At 71.8% G+C, this 21,461-nt stretch carries 14 protein-coding genes; 6 read left to right on the plus strand and 8 right to left on the minus strand.

Going from position 1 to position 21,461, the window contains the following annotated elements:
- Positions 1-3 precede the first annotated feature (3 nt).
- The 4 genes from WMF28_RS29645 to WMF28_RS29660 are packed head-to-tail and all read right to left on the minus strand — an operon-like array spanning position 4 to position 9,000.
- Entirely contained in the window at positions 4-1,356 is a 1,353-nt protein-coding gene (locus WMF28_RS29645; RefSeq protein ID WP_437596695.1) for a tetratricopeptide repeat protein, read from the minus strand.
- Positions 1,353-5,720, minus strand: coding sequence for a tetratricopeptide repeat protein (locus WMF28_RS29650; RefSeq protein ID WP_437596696.1), 4,368 nt, complete (start codon positions 5,718-5,720; stop codon positions 1,353-1,355). Before WMF28_RS29650 ends, WMF28_RS29645 begins: the two co-directional genes overlap by 4 nt.
- Entirely contained in the window at positions 5,717-8,125 is a 2,409-nt protein-coding gene (locus WMF28_RS29655; protein ID WP_437596697.1) for a tetratricopeptide repeat protein, read from the minus strand. Before WMF28_RS29655 ends, WMF28_RS29650 begins: the two co-directional genes overlap by 4 nt.
- Before the next feature lie 26 nt (positions 8,126-8,151).
- Entirely contained in the window at positions 8,152-9,000 is an 849-nt protein-coding gene (locus WMF28_RS29660; RefSeq protein ID WP_437596698.1) for a hypothetical protein, read from the minus strand.
- Positions 9,001-9,493: 493 nt separating this feature from the next.
- On the opposite strand from WMF28_RS29660, the gene WMF28_RS29665 reads away from it, so the two are divergent.
- Together WMF28_RS29665 and WMF28_RS29670 are read left to right on the plus strand one after the other, a co-directional pair.
- Positions 9,494-10,114, plus strand: a complete 621-nt coding sequence (locus WMF28_RS29665; RefSeq protein ID WP_437596699.1) for an RNA polymerase sigma factor — start codon at positions 9,494-9,496, stop codon at positions 10,112-10,114.
- A gap of 19 nt (positions 10,115-10,133) precedes the next feature.
- On the plus strand, positions 10,134-11,111 hold the full coding sequence (locus tag WMF28_RS29670; RefSeq protein ID WP_437596700.1) for a zf-HC2 domain-containing protein: 978 nt from the start codon (positions 10,134-10,136) through the stop codon (positions 11,109-11,111).
- 72 nt (positions 11,112-11,183) lie between these two features.
- Here WMF28_RS29670 and WMF28_RS29675 read toward each other — a convergent pair whose 3' ends face one another.
- Positions 11,184-11,684 carry a TIGR02266 family protein gene (locus WMF28_RS29675; RefSeq protein ID WP_437596701.1) on the minus strand — a complete coding sequence of 167 codons (501 nt, stop codon included), beginning with the start codon at positions 11,682-11,684 and terminating at the stop codon, positions 11,184-11,186.
- A gap of 123 nt (positions 11,685-11,807) precedes the next feature.
- On the minus strand, positions 11,808-14,522 hold the full coding sequence (locus tag WMF28_RS29680; RefSeq protein ID WP_437596702.1) for a glycosyltransferase family 39 protein: 2,715 nt from the start codon (positions 14,520-14,522) through the stop codon (positions 11,808-11,810).
- 657 nt (positions 14,523-15,179) lie between these two features.
- Between WMF28_RS29680 and era the strand changes: the two genes are divergently transcribed.
- Positions 15,180-16,112, plus strand: coding sequence for a GTPase Era (era, locus tag WMF28_RS29685; protein WP_437596703.1), 933 nt, complete (start codon positions 15,180-15,182; stop codon positions 16,110-16,112).
- Positions 16,109-17,992: a ribosome biogenesis GTPase Der gene (gene der, locus WMF28_RS29690; protein WP_437596704.1), complete on the plus strand. Its 1,884-nt coding sequence runs from the start codon at positions 16,109-16,111 to the stop codon at positions 17,990-17,992. The genes era and der overlap by 4 nt, the downstream gene beginning before the upstream one ends.
- A gap of 76 nt (positions 17,993-18,068) precedes the next feature.
- Here the strand turns inward: der and WMF28_RS29695 are convergent, their stop codons facing one another.
- Positions 18,069-19,295: an ArsA family ATPase gene (locus WMF28_RS29695; protein ID WP_437596705.1), complete on the minus strand. Its 1,227-nt coding sequence runs from the start codon at positions 19,293-19,295 to the stop codon at positions 18,069-18,071.
- Positions 19,296-19,397: 102 nt separating this feature from the next.
- Positions 19,398-19,964, minus strand: a complete 567-nt coding sequence (locus WMF28_RS29700; RefSeq protein ID WP_437596706.1) for a hypothetical protein — start codon at positions 19,962-19,964, stop codon at positions 19,398-19,400.
- A gap of 47 nt (positions 19,965-20,011) precedes the next feature.
- On the opposite strand from WMF28_RS29700, the gene WMF28_RS29705 reads away from it, so the two are divergent.
- Positions 20,012-20,746 (plus strand): tyrosine-protein phosphatase, encoded by a 735-nt coding sequence (locus WMF28_RS29705; RefSeq protein ID WP_437596707.1) that lies wholly within the window; start codon positions 20,012-20,014, stop codon positions 20,744-20,746.
- Positions 20,747-20,818: 72 nt separating this feature from the next.
- Positions 20,819-21,433 carry a TetR/AcrR family transcriptional regulator gene (locus WMF28_RS29710; RefSeq protein ID WP_437596708.1) on the plus strand — a complete coding sequence of 205 codons (615 nt, stop codon included), beginning with the start codon at positions 20,819-20,821 and terminating at the stop codon, positions 21,431-21,433.
- Positions 21,434-21,461 lie beyond the last annotated feature (28 nt).

A 21,461-nucleotide genomic window follows, 5' to 3' on the forward strand; every position in this document is an offset into this window, starting at 1 on the left:
CCCTCACCTGTCGGTCGCGGCGTCGGCGACGCCTCCATCCGCCGCGGCGGCAGGAGGTGCCGCGGGCTGCGCTGCGGCCGCAGCCGCGTCGAGCTCGCCCTCCTTGAGCTTGGCGCGGTTCAGGAGCTCCTCCGAGTCGTCACGCTGGCCCTTGTTGCGCAGCTCCTGGAACTTCGTCAGCGATTTTATCGCCTCCGCCACCTGCTGCTTGGGCGTCATGCCGGGGACGCTGGGGGCGAACAGGTAAAGCAGGCCGAGGTCGTAGTGGACCTGGGGCAGGTTCGGATTCCGGGCGAGCACCCAGTCGAACTCGCGCTTCGCGTCGCCGTAGCGCTCGATCAGGCGGTAGGCGTCCCCGAGGTTGAGGTGCGCGGCCACGTGCTCGGCGTCGAAGCGGACGGCGCCCTCGAGGAGGGGCAGGGCCTCCTGGGCGTTGCCCGCCTCGAGCAGGTAGGTCGCGAGCTGCACCCGCGCCTCGACGAGATCGGGGCGGCGCGTCACCGCCTTGCGGAACTCCTCCAGCGCCGCGGCGCGCTGCCCCTGCTCCCGGAAGATCAGGCCGCGGAGCAGCAGCGCCTCCGCGTTGTCCCTGTCGCGCGGCGGGTTCTCGCTGACCGGCTCGAACCCGTCCAGGATCGCCTGGAGCGCGTACAGCGCGAGATCGAGGCGCCGGTTTCTGTAGTGATCGCGGGCGATGACGACCATCGCCGGCCGGTAGTCCGGGTTGATCTTCAGCGCTTCCTGCGCGATCCGCTGGGCCGAGCCGGTGTCCTTCTGGAGCGACTTGATCTCCGCGAGCGTCGCCGCGACGGCCGCCGACTTCGGCATCTGGCCGCGCTTCTCGTTGAGGAGCCGCTCGGCCTCGCCGAGCTGGTTCTTCCGGGCGAGGAGCATCGCGTACGCGATGATGGCGGGCTCGTAAGCCGGCACGAGCGTGAACGCCTGGCGGTAGCTCGCGCCGGCGCCCTCGTCCCGGAGCCGCTCCTGCACCACGCCGAGCGAGTAGAAGGCCTGGTGCGCGCGCGGATCGGCCTGCGCTGCCTGCGTGAACTGCGCCCTCGCGTTGGCGAGGTCGCCGATCGCGAACGACTGCAGGCCGCCCTGGTAGAACGCCGCCGCCCGGGCGTTCATGGCCGGATGCGTGGCCTGGGCAGGCTGGTCGTACGGTCGCGTCGAGCTCGGCGCGTCGTTCATGCCGTACGGCGCCTGGACGGGCGGGGCCGCGCCAGGACCCGTCATGGGGCGGGTGGGCACCTTGGGCGGCGGGGTCGCCTCGTCGCCGCAGGACGCGAGGGCGAACGGCGACACGACCGCGAGCAGGCTGACGAAGAGGGTGACAGAGAGGCGGCGCTTCATGGGACGACCGGCAGGGGCAGGGGGAGGCCGTCGGGCGCGAGCGGCGGAGTCATGCCGGGCCGCGTCCGGAGGAAAAGGCCATCCTTGTACTCGAACGGACGCTTCGTCTCGGGGTCGATGATCCCCTGACTCCACTCGCGGAGCTTGGCGTCGCCGAGGATGTCCGTGAAGAACGCGAGCCGCTGGATCGCATAATCCACCGCCGGATTCCGGACCTTCCACGCCTTCGCCCAGACGACGGACTCGACGTAGAACTTGACCATCGCCTTGTCGGCGTCGGTGAGGAGCCGCTCGCGCGCCGCGCGCCACTGCTCGCGCCGGTTCTGGCGGAGCGCGTCGGCCGTCTCCTGGAGATCCTCGCGATCGCTCGTCTCGGCGAGCTTGAGCAGCTTCTCTTCCTTGTCCGTGTAGAGCCTCAGGCCCGGCGGGCGTGCGTTGTAAAGGCCCGTGCGGCAGGAGTCGTAGAGCGAGCCCTGCCGCGCGCGCGCGGCGACCGACCACTGCCGCGATTCGTAGGCGGCGATGACCTCCTGGAGCTCCTTCCAGTACCGATCGTTGGCCCTGGTGATGTCGGCCTCGAAGGCCCGCTTCACCTGATCGATGACCCCCTCGTAGCGGTGGTGCCCCGTGTCGTAGTCGAACTCGGCCTTGATGCGATCATCGATGGCCTTGTAGGCGCACTCCGCGGCCATGTCGGCCTGCACCGATCCCAGGGCCTTCGCCTTGTCGCCGGTCGCCGAGCTCCGGAACGCCGTGAAGGCCGTCATGGTGTTCTTGCACCACTCCCGCGCCTTCGGATCGGCGGCGGCGCTGCGCATCTTGGACGCGTGGTAGGCCGCCTGGACGACATACCCGCGCGCGGCCGGGTTGTTCTTGTTGGCCGCATGATAGGCCTCCATCGATTGCATGGCCTTGGTGCGCGCGGCGCGGTTCGGGCCCTCGTCGGACCCCTGCTCGTCCCAGGCCTTCAGGTCCGCCGACGCGACGAGGAAGTCGATGTCGGCCTTCTGCTCGGGGGGCGGGTTCAGGCCCATGAAGGTGGCGCGCGAGGCGGTCATCTTGTCGCGCTCCCCGATGTTCGCGTAGAGCAGCGCCGAGTTCCGGGCCGCGTCCCGGCGCGCCGCCTGCTCGAACCGGGTGTTGCGAGCGATGGTGTCGTAGGTCTCGGCCGCGCTGCGGTAGTTGAAGAAGAGGACATACGCCGCGGACAGCGCGTCGTAGGCCTGCTTCAGGTACTTCACCCGCTCGGCGTAGCGCTTCGGATCCGGGTTCTTCGGAGGGTTCGCGTCCGGATCGCCCTTCTCGAGCTTCGCCAGGTTCTCCTCGTTTCCGTACTCCTTGATGAACAGGGAGTACATCGCGATGGCCTGGTCGTAGTCGCCCACCTGCTTGTAGCAGTAAGCGCCGTTCATCGCGGCCTCCGGCGCCTCGTCGCGGGCCGGCGCCTTCTCGAGCGCGACCTTGTAGAGCGCCGCAGCCTCGCGCCAGGCGGCGACGCGCGCCGGGCCGTCCGGCATCTTCTCGGCCTTCTCGAAGGCCCGGGCAGCGTCGAGGTAATAGCCGCGGGAGATCGTCGGCCGGGCGATGTCGCCCTCCTTCAGCTTCTGCTCCTCGCTGACAGCGCAGCTCCGCGTGAGCGCCGCCTCGGCCAGCTTGCGGCTCTGCTCGACGTTGTTCTCGAGGTTCGACATCGTCGTGAGCCGCTCCCACGCCTTGTAGCCGAACTCCGTCTTGCCGCACTGCGCGTTGTAGATGGGCTCGAGCCGCCTGCGCGCCTCGGCGAACTGGCCGTAAAGGAAGTAGTAGTCGGCCGCCTGGAACGCATAGAGTTCGATGTTCTTCGGGGCGTCGAGCGCGGGCGGGACGCGCTGGATGTACTCGTCCCGGGCGGCGACGGACGCCTGGACCTGCGGGGGCAGCGGCTCGGCGATCACGCGCTGCTCGTCGCCCTCGCCGACGAGCTTGACCTTCTCGCGCGGCTCGAGCCCCTCGGCGCCGTTCGTCCGCTGGAAGAGCTTGTGCCGATCCAGGAGCGCCTGGTGGGCGGTGTCGACGACCATGTACGCCGCGGGCTGCAGGTACTTGTCGTCCTCGTTGGAGTCCCGCACGCTGACCGCAGAGCTCCTCGCCAGCTCGACCTCCTGCGGGGTGGGCGAGCGATCCATGGCCACCGCGATCACGACGACCATGTGGTGCGCGTCGGCCAGCCAGTACCGGCTCTCGTACGCGTCCGGAGCGTTCTCGTCCTGGGCCAGGTAACCGGCCCAGCCCTGCGCGGCGAGGCGATACTCGCCGAGCGCCCGCTCGAAGATCGGGTCGCGCGTCTCCTTGTCGCTGACGGTCAGCGCCTGCTGCACGAGGGCGCTGCCCGCGTTGGTGTGATCGGCGGCAGCCCGGCGGAGCCCGCCGCGCACGAGCCGCTCGGCGGTCTGGATCGCCTCGGGATCGTCCTTGTTGGCCTCGACCCACGGGGTCGTGCCGACGTACTGGGCGAGCTTCGTCCGCGCCTCGAGCGCCTTCGCCGAGTTCATCGCGCGCTCGGCCGTCCCCTCGCGCGACTGCGACGTGAGCGTGTCGTAGATGTCCGCGATCTGGTTCTGGATCACGGGCGCGTCACGGTGCATCGGCCACTTCTGGAGGATGATCTCGCTCACCTCAATCGTGTTCCGGTACTGGTTGAGCTCCTTGAACTCCAGCGCGAGCGCCTTGTAGACCTCGACAGTCCACTTCTGATCCTGCGGGATCAGCTTGGGATCCTGGACGCGCTCGATGGCGATCCGCATCTTCTGCTCGGCCATGCGCGGGTCGGTCTCGACGTCGAGGACGTCATTGCGCGGGATGTAGGGCTCGTCCGGCCCGGGGCCGACGAAATCCAGGTACGTGAGCGAGCCGGCGATATAGGTGTACGCCTCCGCCCGGAAATCCGCGCCTGGGTCGCCCGTGAGCTTCTCCTGCTCGTCGGTGTAGCGGAGCAGCTCGATGAACTGGCGTACCGAGGTCTCGTAGCGCTGCTGCTTGAAGTACGTCCAGGCGAGCTTGTACATCGCGACGCCGTGGACAGGAGGCTTCTTGTACTTGATCGACTGCCGGTAGGACGACTCCGCCCTGTTGTAGTTGAACGGGCCGCCGGCGCGATCGATCTCGTTGAAATGGTAGTCGCCGATCTGCCACCAGACCTCGGCGATGTAGCGGGGCTCGGCGCCGAGCGCCGTCTTCTGCGGGATCGGCTGGCAATCGTCAGGATATGGCGTGCTGTAGGCCGTCTCGTCCTCGACGACGGGGGCCGCCCCCCTCGCGGCCCTGCGGGCGGGCTGGATCGCCCGGCCGCCCGGCGTGGAGCGGATGGGCGTCGGGTGGCGCGCCTCCCAGCCGGTCCAGTAATCGTCGTCGTGGTCCTGCGGGAGCCTGCCGACCGTGTCGCGCGTCGGATCCTTCGGGTCGGGCGCGACGGGATAGGGATACCTGTCGTGGCACACGAGCGAGCGCCACACCTGCTGCGCCTCGGGGAACCGGACCGAATCGTTCAGCGCATGGCCGAGGTAGTAATAGATCCCGGCGAGCTCGCGGTACTGAGGGAACTCGTTGATGACGCGCTTGTAGAGCGCGATGGCCGGGAGCAGCGCGAGGCTGAGATCCTCGCTCGCGTCGGTGTCGGTGCGCGCGCGCTCCTCGTAGAGCGCGGCCAGGCGGAACATCGCGTCGGGGGTGTTCTCGGGGTGAGCGTTCGGGCCGCTGTAGCGCTGGACGAACACCTCGAGCCGGCGGATCGCCTCTTCCCGGGCGTCGCGGAGGCCCTTCCGCTCCGTCTCGATCTCCCGGTCGAGCGACGAGAGGATGCGGCGGCGCCTGTCCTCGTAGTGGTGCTGCACGATGCGCGTGATGGCGCTCCGGTAGTCGCGGGCCGCCTTCTCGTAGGCGGCCGCTTCCTTCTCGAGCGCGGCGAGCGCGGCGAGCTGCGCGGGCGTCGGCGGTGGAGGCGGCGGCGCCTGCTTGCGCCCGACGGACATCGGCGGCGCGAAGGGTTGCGCCGGCGGCAGCGCCGCCGGCGCAGGGGCGGCTCCGGCCTGCGCAGCAGGCGCCCCGGCCCCTGGCGAGGCCGTGGTCGGCGCGGCCGCAGGAGCGGCGGAGGTCGCCGGCCCGGGCGACGGCTGGCCGCCCGGCTGCGAGCGCGCGAGGGGCGCGACCGCCAGCACCAGGGCAAGGCTGGCAACCCCGAGCGCGCCGCGCGGGCGACGGCGCCCCGCTCTCACGGCGTCGCCGAGCGGCACGCGCGCGCCCCCGGGCTCGAGGATCTGCGCCCCTGCCCCTGCGCGCGGTGCGCCAGCGTTCTGCGGCGCGCTCGCGCCGCCCTGCTGCTTGCTCACTTCTCGTCCTCCGGATCGCCGCTGTCGTCGAGGACCTCGTCGAGCTCCTCCTTGAGGAGCCGATCCTCACGGGCGCGCTCGACCTGCAGGCTGCGAACACGCGTCATCTGCTCCTCGCGGACCTCCCACGCCTCCTCGGTGATGCCGACGTCGGCGCGGAGGATGATGTTCTTCAGCCTGTCGCGGACGAGGCCGAAGTTTCGCATCGCGACCTCGCCGACGACGAGGCGCGCCTCCCGGTCGAGCGCGTCGAGCTGCACCGAGTAATGCACGACGCTCGCCGTCTCCCGGCTGACGATCTGCCGGAGGCCCGAGGACTTCTGGGCGACCTCTCCCTCGATCTCGCGGAGCGCCGCCTCGACCTTCGCGTCCGCCGCGTCGCCGGCGCGGAGCACCGGCGTGACCCGCTGCGCGTACGCCGCGAGATCCGGGCCGCCGGCGCCCGCCGCGGCCAGCGCGACCTCGCGCGTCAGGGCGTCGCGGTGCGCCTTGCGCGTCTGCGCGTCCTCGATGAAGCGCTGATCGCCGAAGCCGACCTGGACCCGGCCCGCGCTCACCTGCTTGCGGAGCACGTCCGCCTGCTGGCGATAGAGCGCGAGGTCCCGCTCGTTCTGCGCGAGCTCGTGCTCGAACCGGGCGATGCTCGCGGGATCTCGGACGACCCCGGCGTGCGGCCCATCGCGGAGCAGCCGCCTGAGCCCGTTGACCGTCGCCTGCAGCGTGTCCATCTGCAGCGTCAGCTGCTGGAGGCGCTGCGACTGGGTGTTCCACTGCTTGAGCGCCTGCGTCTCGCGATCCTGGAAGTCGCCGTCGGTGACGGGTACCCGCGAGAGGCGCTTCTCCAGCGCGCGGCGCCGCGCGCGGACGCCGCCGATCTCGCCCGAGAGCGAGCCGTCCTCCACGTCGTCCATGCCCTGGCCGAGCGCGAGGCGCGCCAGCGCGACCCGGTTGAGCAGCGCGAGCGCCTTCTCCTCGCCGGCCTTGAGCTCCGGGAACGCGCGCACCCGGTTGGGCGAGCTGAGCACGGCGTTCAGCTTCTCGATGAGCTCGTTCGATTGCTTGATCAGCTCGCGGCAGTAGTGGATGTCGTCGATGACCGCGAACGCAGCCGGCCCATCCTCGGCCTCGCGCGCCCACTGCACCGCGAGCGGCGGGAGCGCGGAGCTCGTGTCGAGCGCCTCGAGCTGCTCCTGGCTCAGCTTGTCGTAGTAGACCGCGGGATCGCTCGTCGAGCCGAGGAACGCATCCACGCGCGCGCGCATCGGATCGTAGGTGGCGCGGACGCCCTCGTACACCTTCAGCGCCTTCTCGAAGCGGCCGGCGCGCAGCATCAGGTCGCCGCGGAGCAGCGAGCCGTCCGCGATGTTCTGGCTGTCCGGCTCCGCGATGGCGAGGATCTCGAGCGATCGCTGGGCGCGATCCACGTCGCCCAGGCGAACGTAGACCCAGGCGAGCTCGTAGAGCATGGCCCCGAACTCGGGCGAGACGCGGTCGATGTGGCCGTACGCCTGCACGGCCTGTGCCCACTGGTCGGCCTCGTAGAAGAGCCGCCCGATCGCGAGCCACGCAAGGTCGATGACGCGCCGGTGCTCCGGGGTGTCGGCCGGCAGCTGCGTCACCTTCTGGAACAGGTCGATCGCGGCGACGTAGCGGGTCTTGGGCACCGCGGGGGGCACGTCGCCCTCCTTGAGCGGCTCCGGCGGGGGCGTCGCTTCCTTCACCGCGATGAGGCCGAGCAGGTATCTCGCCTGGTGGAAGTACTCGCTCCGCGGGTCGACCGCGCCGAGCGCCGCCTTCGCGCCGGCGAAGTCCTTCTTCACGTAAAGGCCCTTGCCGCGCGCGTACGAGAGGGCGCTCCCCGCCGCGGAGGACGGGATGTTGTTCATCGACGCGAAGATGGCGTCGAGGGCGTCGTAATCCTTGATCCGGAGGCAGATGTCCACGAGCCGTCCGAGCGCCTTCGCCTGGTAGGCGGCGAAGCGCGGCTCGGCGCTGCTCGCGACGATCCGCTGGAACGCGCGGCGGGCCGAGAGGTACTGCTTCGAGCGGAAGTACGTCTCGCCGAGCAGCGTGAGCGCGTCCGGGAAGGCCGTCGGATGGTCAGGGTACTTCTCGACCACCTGGTTCAGCACGTTCGCCGCGCGCTCGTAGTCCCTGGAGCCCATCAGCAGGACCGCATCCGCGATGCGCTGCGCCGGGGTGCGCTGCTCGCCGCGGGACTTCTGGATCGCCGCCTGGATGGCGCCCAGCCCGGAGCCGACGCCGCTGATCTGCTGAGACGCGCTCGTGTAAGCGCGCTCGGAGTCCAGGGCCCACGCATCGGCAGGGGCCACGGTCGTGGCCGCGCCGAGCAGGAGCAGGCCAAGCAAGGCAGGGGTAACCCGCGATCCGGAGTCCCAGGTCATGGCGACTTGTCCTAACGAGCTCGAACCTACTTGCCACCCGCGGCGGCGGCCGGCTGCCCGGAAGCATCCGAGAGGCCGCTAACGATCTTCTCGACGAAACGGACCGCCGGGCGCTCTTCGAGCGGGGTCGTGACCCCCCCCTTCTCGAACGCGACCGCCTGGAGGTTCATCGTTTTCCCCTCGACCGCCGTGAAGGAATGGCTGGAGCGCACCTCGAAGCGGTAGCCGCGGAGGTAGGAGAACACCCCGTAGCCGTTGCCCTGCAGGTTCACGAGCACCTGGAGGGTGTGATCCCCCGGCGGAACCGAGCCGTTGAAGATCGGGATCTCGGTCTGCTCCGCGAGGGCGCCCGACTGATCGGTCTTGTTGTACTGAACGGCACCATCCAGGACGATCAGCACGCGGGTCACGCGGAACGCGCTCGACAGCTCGTTGTTGAACCGGATCGAGGCGCGCGAGCCGGCGCCGCCCCCGGAGAGGATCGTGTCGCTGAGGAGCGAGAGCCGCGTATGGCTGCGGCGGATCTGCTCCTTGAGCTCATCGATGCGCTGCTCCAGATCGCGTAGCCGCACCGCGTAGGTCGGGCCGTCCATCGCCGGGGCGGCGGTGGCGCCCGCAGCCGGCGCGACCGTCGATGCAGCCGCGGCGCCCGTCGTGGCAGGCGATGCAGCCGTGCCCGCAGCCGGGGCGCCCGCCGTGGCGGCGGGCGCAGGGGCGGCTTGCGCTCCCGCCGCAGGCGCTGATGCGGCCGGCGCCGCAGAGGCGGCAGGAGCAGCGGCCTTGCCCGACGCGCCGTCGGGGCTCTGCGCGAGGGCGGGCATGACCATCAAGAACGAGGCCCCCACCCCCACAGCCAGCATCCTGATAAGTCGCATCGAAAGGTAACCTCGTGGTTTTACCCTCGTCAGCAGAGGGGGGCGACCTCACGCCCGGTGCCGGCGAGTCTAGTGGCGGCGGGCTTCCGAGCGCAACGACCTGGACAGCTTCCTCACCCCCCGGCAGAGCGCGTCGCCGCTCGCGACGCAACGGCGGCGCGAACCATGCAGCGAAAATCCTGCGGGAGCCCTCACCCAGCGCACGTCCGCGGCGTCCTCAGCCGGTCGACGATGCGCTGCCACGAGGACGCCACGCGACCGAAAGCGGGCTCCCCTCCGGACGCCCGCGCCCCTCCCCTCGCCGCGGGCGAAGGGGGCTCGCTCGCTCGGGGGCGGATCCGCTAAGGTGCGCTTGTGTCAGGGGAAGGAGAGCGCCTCAGATCTTCGAGCCACGCTGCGCGTCCGATCCGATGCCGCGGTCGTCGCCACGAACACCCCGCCGGTCGGGCCGCCGAAGGAGCGCCGCAGAGGCTCGGCCGCTCCGGGAGCTAGGATGGTCCCGATTTCTCGAGAGGAGGTCACCGACGAAGCCCTGATGATGCGTTTTCAGGGCGGCGACCGCGCCGCATTTGCCGGGCTCGTCCGGCGGCACAAAACGCCCATCTACAACTTCATCCTGCGGCAGATCCGCGGGCCTGCGATCGCCGAGGATCTGGTGCAGGATGTGTTCGTGAAGATCGTGCAGAGCGCGTCCGACTTCAAGCATGAGGCGAGGTTCACCACCTGGGCCTACGCCATCGCGCGCAACGTCTGCATCGATCACCTGCGCAAGATGTCGCTCCGGCGCCACCCGTCGCTCGACCAGGGCTCCGGCGACGGCAGCGACGGGCCCACGCTCGGCGAGCGGACCGCGGACCCGGCGCCCCAGGCCGCGGTGGACCGGGTCGCGATCGGCGCCGAGATGGGGCAGCTCATCGTGCGCGCGGTGGAGGGCCTCCCGCACGAGCAGCGGGAGGTCTTCCTGCTCCGGGAGATCGGGCACGTGCCCTTCAAGGACATCGCCCAGATCGTGGGGGTGCCCGAGAACACGGTGAAGAGCCGGATGCGCTACGCCCTGGAGCGGCTTCAGGAGGCGCTCTCGGAGTACGAAGATTACGCGAGGGCGCTGCGCTAGCGCGCCGGAAGAGCTGTCTATGGACTGCGAGAAGTTCGACCAGCACGTGATGGACGCGCTCTACGACGAGCTCGACGAGCTGACGCATGCGGCCATGAAGCGGCACATGGACAGCTGCGGCCGGTGCGCCTCGGCGTTCGCGGGGCTGCGCGCGGCCCGCGACGCCGGCCCCTTGCCGCTCGAGGAGCCGAGCGAGGAGCTCGAGGCGCGGATCCTCGACGCGGTCGAGGTCGCGCAGAAGAAGACGCCGTTCCGGCGCAAGGCGCTCCGCGCGCTCGCCTGGGCCGGCAGCCACGCGATGCGGCCGCAGCTGGCGATGGCGGCGCTCTTCGTGCTCGTCATCGGCTCGAGCCTGCTGCTGCTGCGGCCGAAGACCGGCGTGGCCCCCGTGCGGGTCACCGAGTGGGGCCAGCCTGCGTCGGTTCACCATGAGCCGCCCAGCGTCCCCGCGCCGGCCGCCCTGGCCACGTCGACGGAGGAGGGCGATGCCCGGCGCCCGGCCGAAGCGAAGGCGGGCGAGCCGCCGAGGACGCTGGTGGAGGCGGCGAAGGAGAAGAGCGCGCGCGCGGCCGCGGCCCCCGAGGACGGCGCGAGCGCCGCGCTCCGGGAGGCGCAGACGCTGCAGCGGAAGTCGGGCTGCGCGGCCGCCGTCGGCAAGCTCGACGAGGTCGGCGCGCGGTACCCGGGCACGCCGGCCGCGCACGCGGCGATGTGGGAGGCGGCCCGGTGCTACGAGGGTGCCGGGGAGACGGAGAAGGCGCGAGAGCTGCTGCTCGCGCTGCGCCCCGCGAAGGGGTATGGCGACCGCGTCGAGCAGATGCTCGCGGGCCTCGAGACGAACGTCGGGCGCTCGCAGGCCAAGAACGCGATTCCGATGGCCTCCCGCCCCGCGGCGGCAGCTCCACCTCGGCGCGCCGCGCCGAGCGCGAAGCCCGCGGCGCCGCCGCGCGCAGACGACGCGCAGGAGCCGGCGCAGGCGGCCCCCTCGACGCCGTGATGGGACGCTGACGGGCCGCGGGCGCACGCGCCGGCGTCGCCGCGATGGACGCCGCGGGCGCACGCGCCGGCGTCAGTTCGACCTCACCGGCGCATCGCGGATGTAGGCGATCGTCCTGATCGTGTCGACGATGCGCTCGCGATCGTCGGGCGTGAGATCGACGAAGCGGATGCCCATGCCCGGGTTCGGGTTGTCGTGGAGAGGGCGCACCTCGTTGATCCACTGCACCGTCCCCTCGAGCACGTACGAGCCCTCGGCCCCCGGCGGCGAGAAGCGGAGCGTGAGCCGCGTGCCGATCGAGAGCGGCTGCGTCGTGCGGACGAAGATGCCCATCTCCGAGATGTTGGTGATGGAAGCGTAGAGGAACGTCTCCTCCGTCTCGCAGTCCACGAGCCACGTGACGTAGAGGCGCTCGGACGAGCGTCGGTTGAGCGAGTCCGGGGCGGAGCTCTCGCGCTCGTCCTCTCCGCCGGCGTGGCGTTCGTCCCCGTAGGCGCCGCTCTGCGCGGGGGATGCCGATGAACCGCCAGGCACGTCGGGCGGATGGTTGGAATCACCACGGCCCCCGGTCATGTTTCTGCGACTAGCCGCTTTCCGCACGCGCGTCGAGGGCGCTCGACGACGAGGACCGCGCGCGCCAGGCGCACAGGGGACCCGCGCGCCATGGCATGCGTCGGGCACCCCACAACGAGCGGCTCACCGCACGCGGATGACGCCGCCGCGGATGCGGTTCTCGTGCTCAGGCCCGCGCGACACCTGAAAGCGCGTCTCGCCGGCAAAAAGGCCGAAGTAGAACGCGTAGTCGCCCGGGGTGAAGTTGGGCTCGAGCCGGAGCTCATGGTCGTCCACGATGACGTCGCCCGGTTGCCACAGGCTCGGCGGGTAGCGCCCCTCGAGCACGGGGTGGTCGCCGTTGTAACGGCGCTGGAACCCATCGATGTGAACGAACATCTTCCAGTTGCCGACGATCGACCGGTGGACCCGGAAGTAGGTCCGCAAGTGGTAGGTCTTCTGGGGGACCACGCTCGAGACCTTCTGGCCATCGTCGTCGGTCAGCTCCCAGCCGAGCACCTCCAGCTGATCCTCGAACATCGCGTCGATCGGGTTCGCGGGCGCGACGGGCTCGTCGAGCACGACACGGCTGAGCCAGCTCTCGTTCGGTCGACCGCCGAGCTCGTTCGACGCGAGGAGGATCTGGCTCGATCGACCGTCGAGCACGGGCAGGTTGCGCTTGTGGTGCTTGCGGAAGAGGCTGTTCAACCGGGGCAGCTCGTCGGATTTGACGACGAGCCAGCGGCGAGCCCCGGGAGCGGCGGATCCCTCCGCAGCGCTGTCCGCCGTGGCGGTGAGCCAGGCGAACGCCCGCGGGACGTCGTCGAACGACGCGATCTCACCGCCCTGGTAGTAGGCCGCCGCGCGGCTCCGGACGCCGAGCGTCGCGAGCGGCTCGCCGGGTCTGCGCAGCGACCCGTACGACGCGAAGACCGCCTTCGGGGAGAGCTGAGCGGCGAGCGCCGGGTAGTACCAGAAGCTCAGCGCGAAGCCGGCGAGGAGGCCGGCGAGCAGCGTGCCGAGGGCGCGGGGCATGGCAGCGCGCGCGACGACGAAGCGGAACGCGTCGCGCATCGCGATGAGCACCACGGGCGCCGCCGCGAGCAGCAAGGGCAGCGCCCACCACGCGTTCATCCCGTACGCGGCGAGGTGGTTCGGCATCCGCGCCACGGTCCCCCATCCGATGCGCCTGCCGACGAAGAGCATCGCGCCGACGCCGACGAGCGCCGCCTCGAGGACGATCAGCAGGAAGAGCAGGTTGCCGCCCCAGATGCGGGCGAGCTCCCCGGCGCCGGCGTGGAGCTCGTCGGCGAGGCGCCGCGCCCACGCCTTGAAGCTGCGATCGAGCTCGCGGGGCTGCTCCTCGATCCAGGTGAGCGCGACGAGGCCCCCGAACGCTATCAGGACGAAGCGCATCGCGGAGGCCGCCTCTTCCTCGAAGCTCTTCGGGAAGACCGGCTTGTCGACGGAGAAGACGCTGAGGGCCCTGTCCGGCGAGAGGACGAGGTCGCGGTAGAGGACGAACGCGAGCACGGAGCAGCCGACGGCGAGCGCTCGCGAGGAGGGGGCGCCGCGCTCGAGATCGCGGATGGCGAGCGCGGCGATCGCGGCGAGGAGCGCGGGGCCGCTGAACGGGAGCGCCCCGGCGTGCGGCGCGAGCAGCGCGAAGGCGCCGTAGGCGAGCGCCGACGTGACGACGAGGGCGATCCGGACGCCTGCCTCGCGATCGAGGCCAGGCGCGACGACCTCGGCCCCTGGCTCCACGGCAGGGGCGCGGAAGATGCGGCCGATGGCGAACGGCAGGAAGGCGCTCCACGGGAAGAGGGCGTGTCCGAGCTGGCGCAGCGTGAGGTCGAACGTGGACTCGACCGGCGGCTTCTTGAGGAGCGCGACGCCGAGGGCGCGGGGGAGCGGCGCGTCGGCGCTGGAGCTCGCGAGCACGAGGAGGCCCTTCGCCGTCGCGGCGACGCCGAGCAGGAGCGCAGCGCAGCCCACGAGGTCGCCGAGCGTGGGGCGCGGGCCCTCCGGCCCGGGCCAGGCGCCGGACGTCCGGAGCACGAGCCAGGTCAGGCCGGCGCCGAGCGCGGGGACGGCGACCCCGATCAGCAGGCCGCGGCTGAGGTATCCGGCGGCGAGGCCGAGGATCCCCACCGCGAGCCACGCGGCCGGCGCGAGCCGGGCGCCGCGTTGCGCTCGTCGCCTGCCCTCGATCAGCGCGCCGGTCAGCCCGCAGAACGCCATCGTGAGCGCGGCCATGGTGACGATGTCGCCGAGCATGGTGCGGGCCTGCATCACGTAGAGCGGCATCGTCGCGAGCACCGCGACGCCGTACAGGCCGGCCTTGCGGTCGACCAGGCGCGCGAGAAACTCGTAGAGCACGAGCGCGCCGGCCAGCCCCCACAGCGCGAGCGGGAGACGCCCGGCCCAGTCGTGCAGGCCGAACAGCCGGAAGCCGAGCGCCATCGAGGTGAACCCGAGCTCGCCCATCCCGAGGTCGGTCAGGGTCGGCAGCTGCCCGGCAGACGCTGCGAGATCCACGCCGCGCGCGCCGAAGACGTGGATGGCGATGCGGCGGGCAAGGTCGGCGTTGTCGAGCTCGTAGGGGTCCCAGATCCCGCTCGTGCCGAGGAGGGGCAGCAGCGCGAGGGCCGCGAGCGCGAGGGCCGCGAGCCGCGCAGGGCCGGCTCTCCAGGCGCCGTCCACCGCGCCGGCGCGGCCCCTGGCCGGCGCGCTGCCGGCCTCGGCCGAGCGGTCCTCGCGGGGTGGTGCCTCGTCGTGGGACGGGACTCCGGTCGCTTGCGGGTCGGGGGCGGCGGGCGGGGCTCCGCTTTGTGGATCCCCTCGGTGGACGCTCGACATGCGAGGCATCCCCTTACCGCCTTCGCGCACGCTTGACCACGGATCGTAGGGAAGCGTTTGTAGCCCCCCTGGGCGTCTGCTATCGCGCGCGGCGTGGTAAAAGGCCGTCCCCAGAGTGCGCCCAAGGGCGCGAAAGCGCGCCAGCAGGCGTCGAAGCCCTCCCCGGCTGCCGCCGGCCCCCGTCCCGCCAGGAACGGTGGCCGAGGCAGCCGCCGGGGAGCGCAATCCGACGAGGAGCCCCGGACGGGCGAGGCGGCGACCCCGCCGGCGCGCCCGCCCCGGGGTGAAGACGAGGCGCACGCCGACGACAGGCCGCGAGGCGCGGGTAAGCGGGGCGGCGACGCGCGCGCGGCCGGGCGGGGCGGCGCCGAGCGCGCTGCCGGGCGGGGCGGCGCCGAGCGCGCTGCCACCAAGGCAGGGGCTACCGAACGGGGCGCCAGGAAGAGCCGGAGCTCTGCGGCGTCTGCGGCGCGCTCCTCCGGTGCAGCCCGCGGCCTGGCAGGACGTGAGCCCCGCCCCGCTGGCGACGCGAAGAGGCGACCGCTCCCCGAACGGGCGGCGGGCGCGCGAGGCGGCGGGCAGCAACAGCGAAGGAAGAACGCCGAACCGAGGCGGACGGAGGAGCCGGACGCTTCTCTGCCGCGACGCTCCGGGCGCGTGGCCCTGGTAGGGCGGCCCAACGTGGGCAAGTCGACGCTGCTCAACGCGGCGCTCGGCCACCCGCTCGCGATCGTCTCGCCGATGCCGCAGACGACGCGCGACGCGATCCTCGGGGTCGTGCACCACGGCCAGGCGGAGATCGCGCTGCTCGACACGCCCGGGCTGCACCGGCCGCGCACCGAGCTCGGGCGCGTGATGAACCAGGCGGCGCGCGAAGCGGCGCGGAGCGCCGACGTCATCGTCTTCGTGACGGAAGCGCCGGATCCTGCGCGCCTTCCGCGGCGCGCGAAGGAAGGCGAGGACGGCCCGCCGCTCGTGCCGCATCCGGGCGATCTCACGCTGCTCGCAGACCTGGGGAGCGAGGCGCCGGTGGTGTTCGTGCTCAACAAGGTCGACCGGATGCGGGACAAGGCCCGGCTGCTGCCGCTCCTCGACGCGTTCGGCAGGCTGCGGGATTTCGCGGCGATCGTCCCCATCTCGGCGCTGCGCGAGAACGGCGTTCAGCGCGTGCTGGACGAGGTGGCGAAGCTCTGTCCCGAGCGGGACTGGGGCTTCGCGCCCGATGAGCTCACCGACAAGCCGACGCGCTTCTTCGCCGCCGAGTACGTGCGCGAGCAGATCCTCCGGGCGACGAAGGCCGAGGTGCCGCACGCCAGCGCCGTGCAGATCGAGCGCTACGTCGAGCCGGCGGGCGACGGCGTGCTGCACATCGACGCGACGATCCACGTGGAGCGGCCCGGGCAGAAGAAGATCTTGATCGGCGCCGGCGCGGAGCAGCTGAAGCGGATCGGCACGGAGGCTCGGCTCCGGATCGAGGAGCTCGTCGGGCGGCAGGTGAACCTCAAGCTCTGGGTGCGGGTGACACCGGAGTGGCGGGAGTCGCTCCAGCGGCTGGAAGAGCTCGGTTACAACAAGGGAGAGACCACGTGAGCGCGGCAAAATCAGCTCTTTCGAGGACGACCAGGCGCGGTCAGGGTGCCGCCGGAGGGGGTCGGGCGACGAAGACGGGCGCCGCCCCCGAGAAGAGGCGCGGCGCCGCTCCCACGAAGGGCGCCGCCCCCGAGAAGAGGCGCGGCGCCGCTCCCACGAAGGGCGCCGCCCCCGAGAAGAGGCGCGGCGCCGCTCCCACGAAGGGCGCCGCCCCCGAGAAGAGGCGCGGCGCCGCTCCCACGAAGGGCGCCGCCCCCGAGAAGAGGCGCGGCGCCGCTCCCACGAAGGGCGCCGCCGTCTCCAGCAAGAGCGCCGTCGCTGTCGCTCCCAGAAAGAACGCGGCAGCGTCCGGCAAGGGTGCTGCAGCGTCCAGCAAGGACGCCGCCGGTTCGAAGAAGGGCAGAGGATCGGGCCCGAGCAAGGGGCGTGCTCCCTCCGAGCAACGCAGCCACGATCCGACCGAGCACAGGGAGGAGCCCGCGGCGGAGCTCGCCGATGAGGCCCTCGCGGCGGCCGAGGACGCCGCGGCCGATGCGCCTGCGCCGCTCCCCTCGGCCGGAATCGTGGCGCTGGTCGGGCGGCCCAACACCGGCAAGAGCACGCTGTTCAACCGGCTGGTCGGCAGGCGCGTCGCGATCGTGCACGACGAGCCCGGCGTGACCCGCGATCGCCACTACGGCGACGTCATCTCGCGGGGACGGCGCTTCACGCTCGTCGACACGGGCGGGTTCGACCCCGAGAGCGGCGATCCCATGCGGCAGGGGATCAAGCGGCAGATCGACCTCGCCATCGCCGAGGCCGACGTGATCGTGTGCGTGCTCGACGCCGTGACGCCGGTCACGCCGTCCGAGCACGCCGAGCTCGGCCTCCTGCGCCGCGCGGGCAAGCCCGTGATCTACGTCGCGAACAAGGCGGACTCGACGCGCGCCGAAGCAGAGGCGGCGGAGCTGTACCGCCTCGGGATGGAGCGGCTCATCCTGATCAGCGCCCTCCACGGCCGCGGCATCTCGGATCTGGAGATGGCCATCGAGGCCGCGCTGCCCCGGGAGCCCACGGCGCCCGAGGAGTCGGCCGAGGGGGCGCTCCGCATCGCCATCGTCGGGCGGCCGAACGCAGGGAAATCGTCGCTCGTCAACCGCATCGCGGGCGAGGAGCGCATGCTGGTCGACGCGCAGCCGGGCACGACGCGCGATCCGATCGACACCCTGGCCGAGCGCGACGGGAAGCGGTTCTTGCTCATCGACACGGCCGGCATCCGGCGCAAGGCGAAGGTGACGAAGGAGGACAGCGCCGTCGAGGCGGTCAGCGTGATGCACGCGATCCGCGCCATGGAGCGGGCAGAGGTCGTGCTCCTGCTCTGCGACGCGGCCGAGGGCGTGGCCGAGCAGGACGCGAAGATCCTCGGCCTCGCGGTCGACCGGGGGTGCGGCATCGTGATCGGCCTCAACAAGATCGATCTCCTCGATCGGAAGGCCCTCGCGAAGGCGGAGCAGGACGCCCGCGACAAGCTCGCGTTCGTGTCGTGGGCGCCGATCGCGCACGTGAGCGCGCGCAGCGGGCGCGGCGCGACGAAGCTCCTCGAGACCGTGGCCCAGGTGGCCGACGCCTACCGGAAGCGCGTGCCCACCGGGGAGCTCAACCGCTTCTTCGAGCAGATCCTCCTCACGCACCCGCCGCCCACGCACGGCGGCCGCGCGCCCCGCCTGTTCTTCGTCACGCAGGCCGAGACGTCGCCGCCGCTGTTCGTCGTGGTCGCGAGCGACCCCGAGAAGCTCCACTTCAGCTACCGGCGCTACGTGGCGAACCAGCTGCGGCAGGCGTTCGGGCTGGAGGGCGTGCCGGTCCGGGTAAAGTACAAGGAGCGCCGGCGCCGCGGATAGCCGGCGCCGCGGGCGCGCGTGCGGCCACGCCCGCAGGCGCGCCCGCAGCGCCGCACGTCGACAGGAGGGGCGGGCGCTACCCCGCCGCCCCGGGCAGCGGCGCCAGCACGTCGGCGATCCTCGCGAGGCCGGCCACATCGTAGATGTCGTAGGGGAAGGCCGGGACGTCGACGCGGACGCTGCCGCCGGTCTGCTCGTCCTCCAGCGCCGCATCGAGGGCGAGGAGGTTCAGGTGATCGAGCTTGCCCATGCGGCTCTCGTCCTCGGTGGCCTGGAGCAGGCGCGCCGCGGCGCCGGGGCCGAGCGCGAAGCCGCTCCCGTCGAGCGCGGCGGCGATCTCGGCGGCGCCGGGGAGCGCGCCGTACACCGGGTGGACGCGGTTCACGACGAACGCGTCGCGCCGCATCTCCTGCTCCCGCAGGCGATCGGCGAAGTACAGCACCTCGCGCACGCAGAGCGGATCGGGCGTCGTGACGAGCACGTAGGCCACGTCGGGGCCGCGCAGCGCCGAGGCCACCGCGTCCGCCCGCCGCTTCCAGCCGCCGAAGACCGCGTTCATCTCGTGGATGAACGCCGCGATCTGCTCGAGGAGGCCGCTGCCTGTCAGCTTGCCGATGCCCCGCAGCACCGCGGCGGTCGAGCGCGCCAGCAGGTTGAGCGACAGCTTGCCGGAGCTCTGGAAGGCCTGCACGAACCAGCGCGTCGCCGCGCTGTCGATGGCGCCCACGAGCCGCTCCGGCGCGTCGAGGAAATCCAGCGCGTTCGCCGTGGGCGGCGTGTCGAGCAGGACGAGATCGTAGCTCGGGTCGCTCCTCACGGCGTAGAGCTTCTCCATCGCCATGTACTCCTGCGTGCCCGCGAGCGACGTGGAGATGTACTTGTAGAGGACGTTGTCCAGGATCCGGTCGCGCTGCTCGGGCGACGGGGCGAGCGAGGCGACGAGGCTGTCGAACGTCGACTTTGTGTCGAGCATCATCACCGTCATCGACCCGGGCACGTCGACCCCCGCCCTTTCGAACCGGGCGGGCTCGATCGTCTGCGCCTCCGTCTTCATCTCCTCGATCCCGAGGCTCTGGGAGAGGCGGCGCGCCGGGTCGATCGTCAGGCAGAGGACGCGCTTGCCGCGGCGGGCCGCGGCGAGGCCGAGCGCCGCGGTGGTGGTCGTCTTGCCGACGCCGCCGCAGCCGACGCAGAGGATCACCCTGCGCGAGGCGAGCAGCGGGGCGAGGCCGGCGTCGTCCGCCGGGAGGGGTGCGTGAACGGCGGGCGGGGGGTTCCGAGGGGGTGCGAGCGGGCCGGGCATGACGCGCGACCTGAGGTCGCGGCCCCTTGTAGCACGAACCGGGGAAACGCGAGCGCTCGGCCTGCTGCGGGGCGAGCGCTCGGCCCGCGGTCGGGCGAGCTCTCAGGCTGCGGTGCGCAGGATGCGCAGGCACCCGGCGGCGGCCCGCGCGATGGATGCGCCGCGCTCCGCCGTGCCGCCGCGGCCGCAGAGCAGCACCTCGCTGCCCGCCACGGAGAGGCTCTGGACCTCGACCTCCGCGGTGAGCGCGGCGATGCGCGAGCCGAGCGCCGCGCTCTGGACGGCGTCCGGGTTGACGAGGAGCGGGGCATAGGCGGCGAGCTCCTCGCACGCAGGCCACGCGCCCGCCCCCGCGACGAGGCAGCCGCTGTCGTCCACGAGGACAACGACGTCCAGGTTCGCCTCGGAGCGCGTCGTCGAGAGCTGATAATGCAGCGCGGTGATCGGGTCCTCGCTGCGACGGCGCCGCCGTTCGGAGGCGGGGACCGCCTCCTCCGAGGCGTTCGCGCCCCCCTCGGCCGAGAGCGCGCCTGGGTCGACCGGCCGCTGGGCGCGGCCTCCCTGCTGGTCGCCGCGCTGGCCCCCTGCGCAGCCCTCCGACCCGGGCTGAGGCACAAGCTGCTGGTTCGATAACGAGAGCGACACGAACACCTCCTCGCCGCGAAGCATCGTCGTAGCGCACGAAGGAGGCCAACTTTGCTAAGTTCGAGGCCACGATGCGCGGCTTCATCGATCTCCACTGCCACTGGGTCGCGGGCATCGACGACGGCGTCCGCACCGTCGAGGAGAGCTTCGCCCTCCTCACCGCCCTCCGCGGCGCCGGGTTCGACACCGTGGTGGCCACGCCGCACATGCGCCCCGGGATGTTCGACAACACCCAGCAGAGCCTCCGGGCCGCCTACGACGCGACCTGCACCGCGCTGCGCTGCGCCGACGGCGCGCGCGACCTGCCCGCGCTCGACCTCTCGTCGGAGCACTTCTTCGATGACGTCGTCTTCCAGCGCCTCCTCGACGGCAGCGCCCTCCCCTACCCCGGCGGCCGCGCGGCGCTCGTCGAGTTCCCGACCCGGAGCTTCCCCGTCCGCATCGCCGAGCGGCTCTTCGACCTCAGCCGCCGCAAGCTCCGCCCCGTCATCGCCCACCCGGAGCGCTACGAGCCCGTCCTCGACGACTACTCCTCGCTGGATCCGCTGATCGACGCCGGCGCGGTCCTCCTCCTCGACGTCGCGGCCCTCACCGGCAAGTACGGGCGCGCCCCCCGCCGGGCCGCAGAGCAGCTGATCGAGGCAGGCTACTACTACGCCGCGTGCAGCGACGCCCACGCCGCCAGCGACGTCGCCGCCGTGCGCGGCGGCATCGACGCCCTCTTCGCCAGGGTCGGCGAGGAGGAAGCGACCTTCATGCTCATCGACGGCCCGCGCGCGATCCTCGAAGGAAAAATCGAGCCCTGAGCCCACGAGGGCCCGCTCCCTTGACGGCACCGCGCGCCCCGCTATAAGTGAACCAACCGTTCATTATTTGCCATGGCACAGGTACTCAAGGACGACGTCCAGGAGAGCATCGCCGCTGCCGCGCTGACGATCTTCGCACGGAAGGGGTACGAGAGCGCGACCATGGCCGAGATCGCCCGCGCGGCCGGCGTCTCCACGGGCAACATCTACCGGTACTACGCGAACAAGGACGCGCTCTTCTACGCGGTCGTGGACGACGGCTTCGCCCGCGCCCTCACGCGCCTGCTCCGCCGCCGGATGAAGGCGCTCGACGGCGTGGAGGACCTCCGGACGCTCGCGCCGACGGCCCCGTACCACCGGGTCGCCGAGGAGCTCCTCCGCTTCTGCATCGAGAACAGGCTGCGCGTCGTGATCGTCCTCGGACGGGCCGCCGGCTCCAGGTACGAGCGGTTCTCGGAGGAGACCGTGGAGCGCCTCGTCGCGCTCTCGATCGAGCACTTCCGCTCCGTGAACCCGTGCCTGTCGGTGACCGAGGCGATGCGGTTCAACCTGGACCAGATCTACCAGAGCCTCGTCAGGACGATGGTCGGCGCCCTCGCGCGCTTCGAGGACGAGGCCGCCATCCGCGAGGCGATCCACGGCTACTCGAAGTACCACCTCGCCGGGCTCAGGTGCTTCTTTGCATGAGATTTTTTCGTCTCAAAAGTGAATGCAT

Source organism: Sorangium sp. So ce590 (assembly GCF_051521365.1).
Taxonomy (GTDB): Bacteria; Myxococcota_A; Polyangia; order Polyangiales; family Polyangiaceae; genus Sorangium.